The sequence below is a fragment of the Kastovskya adunca genome, from assembly GCF_059505785.1.
In genome coordinates, this window is sequence record NZ_JCACLG010000014.1 from 70,708 (window position 1) to 83,212 (window position 12,505).

Genomic DNA, 12,505 nt, shown 5'->3' on the forward strand with positions numbered 1-12,505 from the left:
GTAATCGGATGAGCAAAGCTTGCAGGAAGGAGGTTTTTGGAGTTGTCAATTGCAACGAACTACTGAACCCTAACAAAAAGCGATCGCTATATCCTCAACCTCCATCCGTCCTAGTATCGTGGCGGCGTTTGGTCTTCTTTTTTGAAAGAAGATAGCCATTCTCGGACTTGATTGGCGGCAATGTCGCGACCACCCAAACCAAAGGCGAGGGCGGTGGCTACAGCAATTGCTCCTAGTAGCAAGCCAAAGGCTAAATTCACAATGCTGCTGGCAATCCCCATCTGTTGCAGCGCCATTGCTGAAACTAGGGCAATAATTGCAATCCGTGCCGCTTGACCTAATATTTGCGACTGACGAGAGCCAGGACTGGTAATTAAGTTATAGGCAAGGTTTGCCAGGTACAGACCCACGGCAAAGACAATTAGACCCGCCAGGATTTGACCTAAGATGATCACAATCCCTGTAACGATTGCTGTCAAGGCGGCAAACTGCAAGACGTTGGTTGCTGCTACCGTTGCAAACAACATGATGCCAACCCAGGCAATGATTCCTACCAATTCTGACGGTGAGCGTTTGGGAATCGGTGGTGTCTGTGGCTGCTGTAGCCGGGTTTCTTGTCCAGGTTGGGGCGGTGGTGGTAGATCCGGTAGAGTGGTGGCGTCAGGATGGAGTGATGGCGGGGCGCGACGGCTAGGGCTTAGTGCTGGCAAACCTATCCAGTCGAAAACATTGTCAAAGCCAAGGCTTTTGAGAATATTCGTTACTAATTCAGCGACAAAGTGTCCGATGAAATAAGCAATACACAGAATCAATGCTGCTGTGAAAATCAACGGCAGAGCGTTGAGAATCTGGGTCAACATTAAAATCGCCGGCCCAGAAATTGCCTCAATTTGCAAGGCATTGAGGGCAGCGATCGCGGTAGGAATCAAAATCAGGACGTAGACAATCGTTCCAATAATCCAGGAAAGAGATTGACCACTGCTCCCTTGATTGAGTCCAAAGCGTCTTCCCATGCGGTCTGTTCCTGCTGCTACGAGCAGATTCGTAACGATCCGGCGCACGACTTGAGCAACTAGCCAACCCGCCGCCGCAATCACAATGGCTGCCAAGAGATTTGGCAAGACTGCCAAAATTCTATTGAGCAGTTCCTGGACTGGTAGTAGAGTTCCTTCCAACCCCAAGGTGCTTAAGATTGCCGGAAGAAATAGTAGGAAGATGAACCAGTACAGCGCGCTCCCAATCGTTTCGCTTAGAGAAAAGCTGTCTGTGCGGGGAGGAGTGCTCCGTGTGTCTGATGTATCGGTTGTTGGGGGAACTGTTCCCGGTGGTGTGGTCGTGCTGGCTCTTTCAGCCCGGTCATCACCCATGTGTTGACCTAAGCGCTCATCTAAATGAAACGCTTTGAGTGCTCGCGTCACCAGTAGTTTGACCACCGATGCTAGTAGCCAAGCGATCACTAAGAGAATGATTGCCCCCAATAAATTCGGCAAGAAGCCGATGACTCTTTCGAGAAAATTATTCAGGGGTCGAGAAACTGCTTCTAGCTGTAGTATCTGTAAAACAGCCACTACAGTGAAAACAATAATGATCCAGAAAACGGCACCAGAGATCCAATCCTCTACCTTAGGTGCCTGTCTGGGATCTCCTGTAACCCAACCAGCAATTTTGTTATCGATATTTGTGCGGTTTAAAATGCCCCTGACGATCGCCGCCGCAATTAGAGCAATAAGGACTCCAATTATCAAAATCGCGATCGCTGCTAGCAAACTCGGAACAAACTCGCCGAGATTTTGAGCAATTCCTTGCCAATATCCCGCGCTTGTTATGGGTGCTAGGGGTTGAGGTTCAGTTGGTCTTACCTGCGCGAGAGTCTGTTGCGCTCGCATTATTGGTACACCAAGACTTACAAATTCAGTCATTCCTTGCCAATTTCCATTCATGGTTTTTGTGAGTTGACCTCGAATCTAACGAGCAAACATAAGAAAATTGCTAGTTATAGCTTATAGAGGTATGCGTACTCAAGCCATCTTTGCCAGCTGTAGGTCATCTACTTGTGTCTGCATCCGTAAATGACCCATTTAGCAAAAAAACTACCACAAGGTTAGGTGTTGTTTCTGCTGGTTTCAATCTATCTTTAGATGAATCCAGCCCCAAAAGTCAAATATTTGCAGATTTTTAACTAAAATTTCCCTTACAGCTCACCTAGAGCATCTTTTCAGCCTTATGTCTTCACTCGTTTTAGATAAATTTTTGAAGTTTTAGATGTCAAACGCTCGAGTTTTTGAACAATCCATTTATATCAATGCCAGTGCCACTATCGTTGAGCGTTGCATTACTGATCAGACTTTAATGCATCGCTGGCTCAACCCGGCTTTACGTTGCGAACCCGTTGGGGAGTGGAGTACACAAATCGGTAGCCGCAGCCGCTTTATCATTCAAATCCCTGTGTTGCAGCCGACACTAAAAACTGTTGTTGTTGAACGGGAACCCGGTTTAATCGTCTGGGGCTTTAAGGGATTTTTTCGCGGACGCGATCGCTGGGAGTGTCAACCTAATCAGGAAGGAACCTATCTCCTCAATCGCTTTGAATTTGAAATTTCCAATCCCCTGATTAGCTGGGGCTTCAACACCTTTGCTCATCGCTGGACTCAAGAGGACATGAAAGCTCAACTACGCCGCCTCAAGCGCCTAGCCGAAGAGATGCATCAGAAGTTGGGGCAGTAGGGAGCAGGGGAGCAGGGGGGCAGGGGAGAGAAAAATCGACGACGATTAGCCATTACTCCAATCGCCTATTTCATACTTCATACTTCACACTTCATACTTCACACCTCACCCTCCCCTCATTCTCAACTGCTCTAGTAAACGGCGAATTGTGGTCACATCTTGAGCATTGGGGATCATTGCCAGGTAGCTTTCCAAATCTTCACGAGCTTGCCCCCAGTCGCCGAGTTGATAGTAGAACAACCCTCGATCCCGCAATTCCAAGGGCGCATCGGGAAACAACATCAGAATTCGTTCTACTGCTGCCAGCGCCTTTGGTAAATCCTGGCTATTGATGTATATCAATTTGAGATTAGTCAGCATTCGCGCCAGAAACTGTCTAGGAGTGACTGACTCTACAAAACCCGATTGTAGTTTTACCGGACGCCCATATATTTGAGCAAGGCGTGCCTCACAATCTTGCTCAAACAAAATTTCACCCCGATTAAAGGCATCGACAAAAATACCCACGTCTTCAAAATCTGGGCGAATGAGAAAATGCCCCGGCATTCCAATTCCCACCATGGAAAAGTCGAGGCGTTTAGCAATCTCCAAATAAAGCAACGAAAGCGTAATCGGAATACCCATACGCCGATCGATTACATCATTGAGGAAGCTATTGCGGGGATCGTAATAATTGCTACTATTGCCGCTAAAGCCCAAATCGTCATAGAGGTACTGGTTGAGGCTTTGGATCACCCGTAGTGGATAGCGTTCCGCTGGTAAACGCTCTACCACCTCAGCAGCCATCATATCCAGAGCGCTGAGATACTCGGCAGGATCGAGGCGGGGATACTCTTCTTGGGCAATATAAAGAGCTGCTACACCTAAGTCGATTTGGTCGTCAGGTTGATTAATCTCTTGATAAAAGTATTGACGCCCTTGATGAAAGTCCATTTTAAAAATATCTTTATTACTTTCTACCTTTCATCTTAGGGAATAAGTGACGAACCGATTCACCGAGGTAAGTTAAGTGGGCGAGAAAATAAATCGAAAATTAGTTTACCTTACGATAAGAATAGCTATCTTTGATATTGGCAACAAAGTAACGCCCATGGGAAGATGCATCCATTAATGCACTATAAACTTCGGGAGGAACATCCAGATACTGATAAACTTCCCCCCGATGGCGAAATTCAGCTTCAAGGATTTGAGTTGAGGGGTCGTAGCCAACGCTCCGTATGTAATTTGATTCGACTTGTATCCGCTTAGTAGCCGCATTTTGCAGCATCACATCTCTTGCTTCTTGTATGGCTTCTGGTTGATTAGGTAAATTAAAAAATTCTAGGGCGTAGTCCAAGAATTGGTCGCTGTGATACATGTAAAACTTAAATTCTTCCAAACCAACTTCAGACAAAATTTCCTGGACTAAATCCGGTCTGGGTTCGATGGTTTCTCCTTCATACTTCAGCCACCAATCTTCTTTATCATCGTCGGTAACAAAGATTAGAGGCTTTTGCATGTATTTAGCGTAGTCAATGAGTTGGAACCAAAGAACGACATCTCCATAATTTTTGGGCAGGGATTTTTTTGAATCTTTATATCCTGGTGGTTTCTTGTAGCTAAACCGTTTTTCTGCCTTTTGATAAATATTTTCTAATTCTTCATCGGAGTAGGGCTTACCAACTTTACCTTCTAATAAGTCAGTTAAGGTTTCTCGCAGGTCATCAGATTCTACGTAATTTGGATGTTGCTCATGGGAGCGCGTTAAATCAGATTTAATTTCTTCGAGAGCGGTTTCAATGGTTTTTATAATATTTCGAGTATTGATAAAAGGGTGACGCTTATAGTCTTTAAACAATTCCTGTTTGAGGCTATTTAAGTTGCGGTCTAAAATTACTGTAATGTCTTCATAGGCTTTGACCTGGTTGGCAATGACGTACAAACGATTTTTTTGATATTCATAGGCAACCTGATGAGGTATCCAAATTCTTTCTTTGAGTTGACCAAGAATTTCAAAAAACTTAGACCGGGTTTCAGGGGTGTAACTATAGATATGTAGTAAAACATTGGTATCAAAAGAAAAAATTCCCTCATGCCAAATTTGGGCAATTTCTTCTGGGGTCGGTTTATAATAGCCACGAAACAAATTTCGCATAGCTAGAGTCAAGTTCAGGACTATCTATATGGTATAGAGATTTCAGGCTTTTGAATAATAGGCGCGATCGCTAACCTAAAAGCGACCCTCCGCCCGGAGTCAGTACAGAGAATTTGCACGACTCATCCATCAGGGAATCAAGCGCAGAGTTATTAAACGGAGACAAGAATGAGTGTTTCTGAGAACCAATCATTGAGTGAGAGCGAGTATCAAGCGCAATTAGACCATGTCATAAAAACCCTTAAGGAAGAATTGCCGACACTTTTTGAGCGCGATATCTCCTACGAGATTTATACGCAAGATATCTATTTCCAAGACCTAGTTAATAATTTTAAAGGTAAATTCAACTATCGCATTGTCTTTTGGACGCTACGATTTCACGCGCAACTATTTTTTACAGACATCCATTTTGATCTCCATGACACCCAACAGGTCGCCAAGCATATTATCAAAGCGCACTGGACGGTTCGGGGTACTTTGCGGCTCCCCTGGAAACCCCAAGTGTTTTTCAATGGCGACTCCACCTATACACTCACCGAATCCGGCTTAATCTACAACCACCTTGATACATGGGATCGTAAGCCTAGTGAGGTTTTAAAGCAGTTTTTCAAAAGGGGAGGAAAAGGCTGATTGACTGACAAAAGTTTTACACTTGGCAAACGGTGAACGATGAACCTTTTTGTTGGGGATTTTGTCTAAAGAGCTGAGAAACAACCGGAGGGGGGAAAACTCATCAGTGTTCACTTTCCCAGTCAAGGTTTTGACTGATGATTTAGTTGCTACCCAGAAGCCAGAACCAGAGACTGAGGTAGATTGGGTACGGCGCTGTCAAAAAGGCGATCGCTCCTGTTTTCGTAAACTTTATCAACATTACTCCCCGCGCGTGCGCTCGACGCTTTACCAACTGTGTGGGTCTGAAGCCTTAGATGATTTGGTGCAAGAGGTATTTCTCCGTACCTGGAAAGGATTGCCTAAACTGCGTCAGGCGACGCAATTTTCTACCTGGCTTTACCGGATTAGCTGGAATGTAGCTACAGATAGGCGGCGACAGTTTGCCCAAGAGTACAGCCAGAGAGAGCGGCTTACCCAGGCACTCCCAGTTCGTCCCAATGCCCCGGATTTGATGCATCTACATTATCAGGAAGTTGTTCAGCAAGGGTTGCAACAGTTGAGTTTTGAGCATCGTGTGGTTCTGGTACTCCACGATTTAGAAGATATTCCCCAAAAGGAGATTGCTCAGATTTTGAGCATCCCCTTAGGAACAGTAAAGTCTCGCCTGTTCCATGGGCGGGCTTCCCTACGGCAATTCCTGGAGCAACAAGGAGAGTTACTTTGAGCAAGTTCCCCCCGGATGACGATCGCCTCGTTGAGTTTCTGCGTCAGCACAAGGGCACACCTCCCCCCGCCGCACCGAATTTAGAGGTGAAATTGCTACAATCCCTGAAAACAAATCCCCGCCAACCTGCTTGGTATCAGCGTTGGCAGATTGCGCCCCCTGCTATAGCGGCGGGTTTATTGGTAGCGTGGAGTAGCTATCACCTCTTGGTTGCAACCGTCGAACCGATTGATTCGGTTCCTTTAGAAGCGTTTATGGAAAGCAACTGGAATGGAGTTGTAGGGGAATCCCCGGCGACGGGACAGAGTACAGAGGTGGATTGGTTACTGTTAGCGAACCTGTCTTCCTAAGGAATCGAGTCTAGTAAACAAAACTTTTGCAGGAGATGATTGCAATGATGTTACGTCGTGTTTCTGTTTTAGGGTTAGCCCTATTATCCTTAGGTGGCGTAGTGGCGATCGTCAATCCCAACCCCTTAACGGCAGAGATTACCCAGAAATCAGGTCGAAATCCTCTGGGTGAGCGCAGCGATCGCCTAATGCAGCAACTCAACCTGACTTCAGAACAACAGCAACAGTTGCAGGCAATTCGCGAGCGAGATCAAGGTCAGATGCGCCAGCAGCGCCAGGCGTTGCACCAAGAAAAACAACAGTTAATGCAATTGATGGCAGGAAATGCCACAGAGGCTGAAATCCGCACTCAACACAATCAAGTCAAAGCGTTACAGCAGCAGTTGGGAGATGCACGTTTTGAAAGCATGTTGGCAATGCGAAATGTGTTGACGCCAGAACAGCGGAGTCGCTTTGCACAATTGATGCAACAACGACGAGAAAATCGTCAGACTCGGATGCCCAATGCTCAAGGACAGCGAAGAAGTTGAGGTTTATTTACCTCCACGGATTTGCCTCTAGCCCCCTTTCGAGTAAAGCGGTGTATTTGCGCGATCGCTTGGCGTCGTTACAAATCCCTTTACAAGTTCCTGACTTAAATCAAGGGGACTTTTCGCAGTTAACGATTTCGCGCCAAGCACGTCACGTGGAGGCAGAGTTTCTGGCAACGCCCTCTGTCCCCGTAACGCTAATAGGTTCGAGCTTGGGAGGATTGACCGCCGCTTGGTTGGGACAACAACACCCCCAAGTGCAGCAACTCGTCTTACTTGCTCCGGCGTTTGGTTTTCTCGACCACTGGTTATCCCGCTTGGGAGAAGAACAACGGCGTCAGTGGCAAGCTTCCGGATACTTATCGGTCTATCACTACGGTGAAAGGCGATCGCTCCCCCTGCACTACCAGTTTGTCGAAGATGCCAAAAAACTTAATGAATCGCAGTGGTTGCGCCCGATTCCGACGCTAATTTTGCATGGCATCCACGATCAGGTGATTCCGATTGCCGCTAGCCGTCACTATGCACGGGAACGTCCCTGGGTAAAACTGATCGAACTCAACAGCGATCATGCCTTAGGTGATGTCTTGCCCCAGATTTGGGACGTTGTACAGAAATTTTGTCAGTTAACAACACACTAATGACTGATGGCCACGATTAGGTGCTATCCTCCAACTCAAGCGTAACGTCATCTAAAGTCAGAAAAATCAAGAATGAAGTTGCGATTTTCATCCTTCATCCTTGACACTTCATACTTTTGATAACGTTCATACTCTTGAGAGGATATGGAACCCGAACAACTGCTTGTCAATGGAATTGCAGTCGGCAGCATTATTGCCCTAGCAGCAGTAGGACTAACGCTGACCTACGGAATTTTGCGGCTATCTAACTTTGCCCATGGTGACTTTATGACCTTGGGCGCTTATCTCACCTGGCTAGCGAATATCAGCGGGGTGAATATCTGGCTAGCGATGCTGCTCGGCGCAGCAGGTACAGTTATAGCGATGTTGTTGTCGGAACTGTTGCTGTGGAAGCCGATGCGCGATGCACGGGCATCTTCCACCAGCCTGATCATCATTTCAATTGGGCTGGCGTTGTTTCTCCGCAACGGCATCATTTTTATCTGGGGCGGTAGCAATCAGTCTTATGACTTGCCGATTACCCCTGCCATTGATGTTTTTGGCGTGAAAATTGCCTATTACCGCATCGTTGTTGTTATTTTGGCAATTGTGGCGATCGCGGCTTTGCATTTCCTTCTACAAAACACCCGCATCGGTAAGGCAATGCGGGCTGTCGCTGATGATATTGATCTAGCCCGCGTCTCCGGCATCAACGTTGAACGGGTTGTAATTTGGACGTGGGTGATCACAGGTACGTTGACAGCATTTGGGGGAGCCATGTACGGCTTAATTACCGCTGTGCGTCCCAACATGGGCTGGTTTTTAATTCTGCCGATGTTTGCCTCGGTGATTCTCGGCGGGATTGGGAACCCTTACGGTGCTATTTTGGGGGCACTGATTATCGGAATTTCCCAAGAGTTTAGCGTCCTTATACCTGGATTAGGCTCAGAATACAAAATTGGCGTTGCCTTGTTGATTATGGTGCTAGTTCTCCTATTTCGTCCCCAGGGCTTATTTAAGGGGACAATTTAGCAAGTATCTTCACACAAAACTAAAGACTGTTAAAGAAGCAACATTTTTTAGCTGCTTCTTTGACAGTCTTCAAATTTGTCTCAGATTGAATCTGACGAGATCTATGGGCTGACGACGTGGAAATAGATCGCGGCGATTAGGAAGTTACCTAATAGCAGAAAAATTGCCCAGGCGGTACGGTAAGGATAGGGCGGCTTGCCACTTTGAGGAACTGGTCGGTCACTTTTCTTGGCTTGAGCAGTCATATTTTGCTCCTAATTTAAATACTTTCTTGAAAAAGAGTAAAGTTAAACGAACCAAACAGCTAGCTTTTTGTACAAGACTTAACTATTTGCACACAAGTTTTTGTTGATTCTCCGCCTATCTGGGGAAGAGACGCTAATACAACAACGCAGTAATTTTGGCAATCACTACATCAGTAGAAAAAGTTTTTCTAAGCCATAAAAGCAGACAATTAAGCAGAGATTATCAATAATTTATCCAAGGTTTAACCCTAGGGATTGATGACTTTGAAGTAAATAGCTGCTACGAGCAAGTTGAGCAGTAGAAAGACCGCACCCAAGGTAAAACCAAAGCCATAGGAAGGGGTCTTTTCTTCAGTTAGCACATCAGAACCGAGTTTCTTTTCTCGCTCTTGTTGTACCTGTTCAGTTTCTTGTGTTTCTCTTTTTTCTGACGTTGGCATAGATAAAGATTGAAATCTGTACTTTCTTAATAAATAGCAAAGAAAGCCCTTTCTGGATAAAGCCCGTTGGATAGAGGTTTAGCAGCACTTCAGTCTGCTAGAAGTAGCAAATATTATCCTTAGACACTCTCCCCAGCGTGGTAGGAACTGCGTACCAAAGGACCAGAACGGACGTGGGAAAAGCCCATGGTTTTGGCGATCGCCCCCAACTCCTCAAACTCCTCCGGCGTCCAGTACTTCTGAACGGGTAAGTGTTGCAGGGAAGGGCGCATGTATTGCCCTAACGTGAGGCGATCGCACTCAACTGCCCGTAAATCCTCCATCGCCTCAATCAGTTCGGCTTTCGTTTCCCCATGCCCCAGCATCAAGCCAGATTTCGTGGGAATATTGGGATCGAGTTGTTTGACGATGCGGAGAACATCCAGGGAGCGATCGCACTGCGCCCCCCGCCGCACCTGCCCTTGCAAGCGGCGTACCGTCTCAATGTTGTGGTTGTAACACGCTGGGTGCGCTGCCACTACCGTTGCCACCCGTTGACGCTGCAAATCAGCGCCAGTTTTCCCCCACTCTTTCCCGCCCCAGAAATCCGGCGTCAGGACTTCAACTTGCGTCTGGGGATTCAACTGCCGGATTGCCTCCATCGTGGCGACAAACCACCCCGCCCCCCCATCAGGGAGATCGTCTCTGGCCACAGAAGTCAGCACCACATAACTTAAGTTCAACAGTTGCACCGACTCAGCCACCTTTTTAGGTTCTTCAAGATCTAGAGGCATCGGTGCATGACCCTTATCCACCTGACAGAAGGCACAGGAGCGGGTGCAGGTTGGGCCCATTAAAAGAAATGTCGCCGTTTTCTGGGCGTAGCACTCCCCCCGGTTCGGGCAACGTCCTTCTTCGCAGATCGTGTGGATTTGGCGCTGCTTAATAATTCGCTGCACCGTCGAGATTTCACTGGCTTTACCAATGGGGCGGCGTAGCCAACTGGGAAGGGCTTCTATCTGAGAACGCCACTCTGACGCATCTGGCTGGGTAGTCAAAGACCGATTCAGTTCAGTAGGCAAATCCATACATGTTTTGGTGGGCTACCAACAAAAGTGATAATCTCTACAGATACAAATGTTAAAGCATTCAACTGGAACTCTCCTTAAGGGCTGTTTTTACCGTTACTAGTCAGACCAGATTAATTTAGAATCATTTACACAGCTTACGTTTGAGCTTTAGGGCGAAATGGTAGTAGGTTACAAGAGTTGCGACAAACTGTATCGCTTTTAACAGCCTGGAGCAATGCCAACTAGCCTCAGCAAGTGCTGGTCTATTCTTAAAACAGGTATGTACTTACTGGTCAGACAAAAATTGGCATACTTACACCCGGTCTTGCTGATAATTATTCAGCCTTCTCGATCTCAGCTAGTGCTTTGGGTTGGAGATTTGTTCTTTTTCGGTCGTAGGCGGCAGTCGCTTTAATAAAACTGTAGTTCTTCATTCAATCACCCCCTTAAGGAGTCAGTCGTGGCAAGTCACAAAATCCTGGTTATTGACGACAGTAGAGTCATCAGGGTACGCGTGCGGGAAATGTTGCCTCCAGGAAATTTTGAAGTCCTGGAAGCTAAAGATGGTGTGGAGGGAATGAATCTCATCCATCAGGAACACCCCAACTTGATTATGTTGGATTTTCTTTTGCCTCGGATGAGCGGCTGGGAAGTCTTTCAAGAGATCCAAGGTAATCCAAACCTTCAACAGATTCCGCTGGTACTCATGTCAGGACGAAAGGAAGAAGTCACTGAGAAAATCAGTGAACCTTTTGAGTATTTTGCCTTTGTCGAAAAACCATTTGAAAAGAAGCAATTGGTTGAGGCGATTAAAGAGGCAATGAGTAAAGCGAAGAATCGCCCTGTCGTCGCCGCCCCAGCCCCCGCCACAACTGAAGTAACCTCCGGAGACACGGCTTCCAATGCCGAAATTCAAGCCTTGAATGCCAAGGTAGAAAAATTGCAAGCTGAGGTAGAGGGGTTGAAGAAGCAACTCACTCAGATTGTCGGCTTCATCAAGCAAAAATTGAAGTAGATGCAGGTGTAGGGGCGGATGTAGAGGTGGGTTTAGGCGATAATCTCACAACAAAACCCGCCCCATCAATTGGGGAGCAACCGATAATTCAGATACCCCAAGGGTTGGGCTGGTTTTGCTTAAACGTTGTGGGTGAGGGATAGCATTAACTGGCTACACCCTTGCCTAAAGGTTAATCCAACTCCCGTCGCCCTTCTAAGGCGCGTGCTAACGTCACCTCGTCGGCGTACTCCAAATCTCCACCCACAGGTAATCCAAAGGCGATGCGCGTTACCCGTGTAAAGGGTTTCAACAACTGCCCAACATACAAAGTTGTTGTTTCGCCCTCCACACTAGGACTAATTGCCAAAATTATTTCTTTAATGTCTTTCTGGCTGCCTCTTCGTACTAGCTGCTGGATGTGGAGCTGATCGGGCCCAATGCCCTCCATCGGGGAAATTACGCCCCCTAAGACGTGATAAAGTCCTCGATACTCGCGAGTTTTTTCCAAGGCGATCACATCACGGGAATCGGCAACGACACAGATTGTGCGTTGGTCGCGATTAGGGTTGCGGCAGATTTCACAAACAGGGTCGGCTGAAAGGTGAAAGCAAACCTGACATAAGCCCACTTGCTTTTTCGCTTCTACCAACGCCTGAGCGAGTGCCTGGACTTCTGCCTCTGAACGCTTCAGAATATGGAGGGCTAATCGTTGTGCGGTTTTAGGGCCAACTCCAGGCAGGCGTTGCAGTTGCTCAATTAAACGCGCTAAGGGTCGGGTGTAAATGGTTGTTGTCTCCGATAGCTGTAGGCTTCTATTTTTATCTTAAAGGGGCGATCGCCTACAATCTGACTTCTACTTCAATTATGTATACCCACAAAAAAGCGCCCCCCAAAGGAGAGCGCTTATTTATTTAAGAGCTAAGAGCTAAATCTTAACCCTGGATAGCGGGAGCCGTTAAAGCCACCGGAGTCGCCTCACCACTAGCCAAGTCCAGAGGGAAGTTGTGAGCATTACGCTCGTGCATCACTTCCATACCCAAGTTGGCGC

Annotated in this window: 15 protein-coding genes and 1 pseudogene; 8 read left to right on the forward strand and 8 right to left on the reverse strand. The window is 46.9% G+C overall.

Annotated elements, in window-relative coordinates:
- Window positions 1–110 precede the first annotated feature (110 nt).
- Complete coding sequence (locus AC5JR3_RS04445) at window positions 111–1,940, reverse strand: mechanosensitive ion channel (protein ID WP_495843432.1); 1,830 nt, start codon at window positions 1,938–1,940, stop codon at window positions 111–113.
- Window positions 1,941–2,262: 322 nt separating this feature from the next.
- Here AC5JR3_RS04445 and AC5JR3_RS04450 point away from each other — a divergent pair, with 322 nt between their 5' ends.
- Window positions 2,263–2,724, forward strand: a complete 462-nt coding sequence (locus AC5JR3_RS04450; protein ID WP_495843434.1) for an SRPBCC family protein — start codon at window positions 2,263–2,265, stop codon at window positions 2,722–2,724.
- A 105-nt stretch (window positions 2,725–2,829) separates the two neighbouring features.
- Here the strand turns inward: AC5JR3_RS04450 and AC5JR3_RS04455 are convergent, their stop codons facing one another.
- Window positions 2,830–3,657, reverse strand: a complete 828-nt coding sequence (locus AC5JR3_RS04455) for a SirB1 family protein (RefSeq protein ID WP_495843436.1) — start codon at window positions 3,655–3,657, stop codon at window positions 2,830–2,832.
- A 100-nt stretch (window positions 3,658–3,757) separates the two neighbouring features.
- The gene (locus tag AC5JR3_RS04460) at window positions 3,758–4,858 is read right to left on the reverse strand and encodes a PIN domain-containing protein (protein ID WP_495843438.1); all 1,101 of its coding nucleotides are present in this window, start codon (window positions 4,856–4,858) and stop codon (window positions 3,758–3,760) included.
- Between the two features lie 168 nt (window positions 4,859–5,026).
- Here AC5JR3_RS04460 and AC5JR3_RS04465 point away from each other — a divergent pair, with 168 nt between their 5' ends.
- From AC5JR3_RS04465 to AC5JR3_RS04490, 6 genes are all read left to right on the forward strand, one after another.
- Window positions 5,027–5,488, forward strand: a complete 462-nt coding sequence (locus tag AC5JR3_RS04465) for a C6orf136 family protein (RefSeq protein WP_495843440.1) — start codon at window positions 5,027–5,029, stop codon at window positions 5,486–5,488.
- Between the two features lie 130 nt (window positions 5,489–5,618).
- Complete coding sequence (locus AC5JR3_RS04470) at window positions 5,619–6,194, forward strand: sigma-70 family RNA polymerase sigma factor (RefSeq protein ID WP_495843456.1); 576 nt, start codon at window positions 5,619–5,621, stop codon at window positions 6,192–6,194.
- Window positions 6,191–6,544 carry a hypothetical protein gene (locus AC5JR3_RS04475; protein WP_495843442.1) on the forward strand — a complete coding sequence of 118 codons (354 nt, stop codon included), beginning with the start codon at window positions 6,191–6,193 and terminating at the stop codon, window positions 6,542–6,544. The genes AC5JR3_RS04470 and AC5JR3_RS04475 overlap by 4 nt, the downstream gene beginning before the upstream one ends.
- Window positions 6,545–6,588: 44 nt before the next feature.
- Window positions 6,589–7,074, forward strand: coding sequence for a Spy/CpxP family protein refolding chaperone (locus AC5JR3_RS04480; protein WP_495843443.1), 486 nt, complete (start codon window positions 6,589–6,591; stop codon window positions 7,072–7,074).
- Window positions 7,071–7,715 carry a YqiA/YcfP family alpha/beta fold hydrolase gene (locus AC5JR3_RS04485; RefSeq protein ID WP_495843445.1) on the forward strand — a complete coding sequence of 215 codons (645 nt, stop codon included), beginning with the start codon at window positions 7,071–7,073 and terminating at the stop codon, window positions 7,713–7,715. The genes AC5JR3_RS04480 and AC5JR3_RS04485 overlap by 4 nt, the downstream gene beginning before the upstream one ends.
- Window positions 7,716–7,859: 144 nt before the next feature.
- Window positions 7,860–8,726 (forward strand): branched-chain amino acid ABC transporter permease, encoded by an 867-nt coding sequence (locus AC5JR3_RS04490; protein WP_495843447.1) that lies wholly within the window; start codon window positions 7,860–7,862, stop codon window positions 8,724–8,726.
- A gap of 101 nt (window positions 8,727–8,827) precedes the next feature.
- Here the strand turns inward: AC5JR3_RS04490 and AC5JR3_RS04495 are convergent, their stop codons facing one another.
- The 3 genes from AC5JR3_RS04495 to lipA form a co-directional block, all read right to left on the reverse strand.
- Window positions 8,828–8,971 carry a photosystem I protein PsaX gene (locus AC5JR3_RS04495; protein WP_495843449.1) on the reverse strand — a complete coding sequence of 48 codons (144 nt, stop codon included), beginning with the start codon at window positions 8,969–8,971 and terminating at the stop codon, window positions 8,828–8,830.
- Window positions 8,972–9,219: 248 nt separating this feature from the next.
- The gene (gene psaX, locus AC5JR3_RS04500) at window positions 9,220–9,411 is read right to left on the reverse strand and encodes a photosystem I protein PsaX (RefSeq protein WP_495843450.1); all 192 of its coding nucleotides are present in this window, start codon (window positions 9,409–9,411) and stop codon (window positions 9,220–9,222) included.
- Between the two features lie 119 nt (window positions 9,412–9,530).
- On the reverse strand, window positions 9,531–10,478 hold the full coding sequence (gene lipA, locus AC5JR3_RS04505; protein ID WP_495843452.1) for a lipoyl synthase: 948 nt from the start codon (window positions 10,476–10,478) through the stop codon (window positions 9,531–9,533).
- Window positions 10,479–10,920: 442 nt separating this feature from the next.
- Here lipA and AC5JR3_RS04510 point away from each other — a divergent pair, with 442 nt between their 5' ends.
- Complete coding sequence (locus tag AC5JR3_RS04510; RefSeq protein ID WP_495843454.1) at window positions 10,921–11,475, forward strand: response regulator; 555 nt, start codon at window positions 10,921–10,923, stop codon at window positions 11,473–11,475.
- A gap of 172 nt (window positions 11,476–11,647) precedes the next feature.
- Here AC5JR3_RS04510 and recR read toward each other — a convergent pair whose 3' ends face one another.
- Together recR and AC5JR3_RS04520 are read right to left on the reverse strand one after the other, a co-directional pair.
- The gene (gene recR / locus AC5JR3_RS04515) at window positions 11,648–12,241 is read right to left on the reverse strand and encodes a recombination mediator RecR (RefSeq protein ID WP_495843459.1); all 594 of its coding nucleotides are present in this window, start codon (window positions 12,239–12,241) and stop codon (window positions 11,648–11,650) included.
- A gap of 148 nt (window positions 12,242–12,389) precedes the next feature.
- Window positions 12,390–12,505, reverse strand: a pseudogene (locus AC5JR3_RS04520) (photosystem II q(b) protein); the annotation flags it as partial.